The following is a 3,091-nucleotide window of genomic DNA, read 5'->3' on the forward strand; positions in this document are numbered from 1 at the left end:
TTGCACTATTTATTTTTCTTATCACTATATCATAAGAATCTAATGTTTCTTTTGGCAAATCAATATCCATATCACGCTTATAAATAGCATGTGGTTCATCTGCCATTAATTCGCTATTATTTATTAATTTTCTTTTAATTGTTAAATCTTTAATAACAATATTATTTGTATCATTTGAAATTGATCCATCTTGCTTAATTATTATTTTTGTATCATGTACGATGAAGCGGCAAAAAAACAACTCTTGTTAAATAAAAAGGGTTGTTTTTTTATTTGTAAACCCATAATTATTAATTAATTCAGAGAAAGGGCAGCATCTTAAATTATTAAAATAGAAACTTTTTATCACAACTTTTGTTTTTCTCCTCATTTAAGGTGTTGTCCTTTCTCTGTTTCAATTAATTAATTTGGCTAATAAATAAAAAAATAATGTCAAAGAAAGGAATGGTAATGAAAATTAATAAGCAACAAAAAATATGTGATGTTAAAATTGAAAGCAAAAAAAGTCTTATCATAAACTAGAAAATTCAAAAATTATCTTTGATTATGAAACTGGTTCTTTAAAACTTTGATTTAATAAAACAACTTAATGCAGTGTGGGACAGTTATTTTAAATAACTAAGTGTTTTTATTCCACATGAGGCGGTCTACATTTGAGATATCTTCTTCTTTTACGACATTGTCATTAGTTTCCACTATTTCATCATTAGATGAGGTTCTTGTTAAGACAAAACAAAAACCAACCTTAAACTATTCTCAAAATAGCGTTAAAATAGGTTTTATTGACAAAGATGAATATATTAAAATAACTGGTTATGAAATTAGTGATTTTAATTTTAAATTACAAATTCAACAAAACACCACAGTCCAAGATAATAGCATAAGTTATGTAATGATTGATGAAAAAGATATTTTAATTAATGATATTTCAAAAAAAGACAAAGAATTTTTAGAATCCTATGACTTAAAAATAGTATCTATTAATGAACCAATTACCGAAGACAATAAAAATGAATGTTATATTATCGAAGAATATAAAAGACCTTATACACCCGATGGTGTTGAAATTATTAAATCTACTCATTTAATTAAAATAACTGATTTTAAATGAAAAAATCAGAATAGTATTCATTTAGTTTTACAAAAATCATTGCCCGAAGATACTGTTTTTACTGGGATTGAAATTAAATACCCTAAATCTATGTTATTTGGCAATATTAAGTGTTGAGGCGATGTCAATGGTGTTTATTCTTATCCTTCATCGATCGTTGAAAATGCTAGTTTAGTACCTTTATTATCAATGCCAATTGAAACAAACCCTAATGTACGAATATTTCAGTATTGATTTACTGAAAGTTTTTTACCGTGAAGTATTGCAAAAAACTATATTCAAGGTAAAGATATTTTAGATTTAATAAATAAAAATGGTTTAGATAAAGTTCTATTAAATTATTTAACATATCGTTATAATTATGATAGAAAATTTCAAGGAGCAAAATACGATGAAAAAGGTAATCCTACTAATAAAGCAGCAGAATTACGCCAAAAATTCGAAGGGCAAAAACCCGAAGATGTTATTGATGGTTTATTTGAAAATTGAAAATTAGACAACACAAATCTCATTAAAGATAATATTGTTAAAATATTTAAACAAATTATTTATATGTTATCAAATTATACATATAGTAAATACGCAATTAATAAAGGCTATAATGATGATGTTAAATTATTTTCCCCTTATTATTTTGAATTAATTTCACCCCCTAATTCAACAACGGAAATAGGATATTGAGTATTTGAACATTGTAAAGTTCAATTAATTTCATCATATTTTAATTTTAGTGATATTGGTCCTATTCCACCTGAACCAATAAATTATTGACAAGAAGTTTATGTAAATGATAAACCATTTAATACAGTTGATGATAAGTATTATTTTGTTGTTTGAAAAACTAATACTTGAAATATTACTAAGTTTAAAAATAATACTTTAATAGATAGAACACATCCGAGTATTGAACTTGATAGTAAAAAAGCAGATGAAACTTATAAATTAAATTTAGAATGATTGCGAGCAATTACTACTCTTGTTATTCGTTCTTATAGTGTTATAAGTGATTGACCTGCTCCTAGATTTAAAACAGTTTACCGTTGAAATGGTATTGATGAACCCCTTAAACCTCAAATTAATTCAAGTACAGGACAAATTATAGATTGAAATTTAAAAAATAAAACCAACATTATGAATAATAACGATAAAATTAAAGTAACTGTTAAAAACAAAGATATTTCAGAAAACCATATTTATCAATTAGAAGCAAATTATTTTAATTGATTATCAATAACAAACGAATTAGAAACAAATAATATACCTTCGCTTATTCCAGCAGAAATTAAATTATCTGATGGAGAATATGGAAAATATTTAACTAATTTAATTGTTTCTAATAACAATATAGAAGAATATTTAAATTATTTTTCTCAATGATATACTTTATTTTATTCTAAAACAAATTGAATAAGTATTACTAAAAATTTAATTGAAGATAATATTAAAATAACTTTTCAAAAGCATGAAAAACTATTTAATTTAAATCAAATTGAAATATCTGGTATGTGAGGTTATGGAAATTATGATATAAATATTTCTGTTGATAAATCAAATGAAAAAACTATTGCAGGAAAAGATATAAATTTAGAATTAATTAAAAATTGTCCTATTGGAACCAAAGTTAGTGGTAAAGATAGAAATACATATCTTCAATTAATAGAAGAAGACACCTGATATCTTTGAAAAAATGGTGTTGAAGATGAAAATTCATATTCAAATAAAGCAGTCGTTGATTTTTTAAAAAAATCAAATAGTATAATATTTTCTTATCCATCTATAAAAGAAGAAATTAATATTAATAATTTACAACTGTTTAACGAGAAAAATGAAAAACTATCATTAATTACATTAGAAATATAAAAAAGTCATTTTATTAAAATGTACAATGTTTCTTTTAACTGAGAATATGAAATAAAAAACCTTTCTAGGTTATTATTAAATATATAAAGTTAGGAGAAACATTTTTTATATGGCAAAGGG

Annotated in this window: 2 protein-coding genes; one reads left to right on the forward strand and one right to left on the reverse strand. The window is 23.6% G+C overall.

Annotation, left to right across the window (positions count from 1 at the left end):
- The coding region (locus tag D9R21_RS05460; RefSeq protein ID WP_148108842.1) for a hypothetical protein at nt 1-241 on the reverse strand (241 nt) is incomplete at its 3' end.
- 396 nt (nt 242-637) lie between these two features.
- Between D9R21_RS05460 and D9R21_RS05465 the strand changes: the two genes are divergently transcribed.
- Nucleotides 638-2,971, forward strand: a complete 2,334-nt coding sequence (locus D9R21_RS05465) for a hypothetical protein (RefSeq protein WP_126821412.1) — start codon at nt 638-640, stop codon at nt 2,969-2,971.
- The last annotated feature ends 120 nt before the right edge of the window (nt 2,972-3,091 follow it).

It is taken from the genome of Spiroplasma endosymbiont of Megaselia nigra, from assembly GCF_003987485.1.
Lineage (GTDB): Bacteria > Bacillota_I > Bacilli_A > Mycoplasmatales > Mycoplasmataceae > Spiroplasma.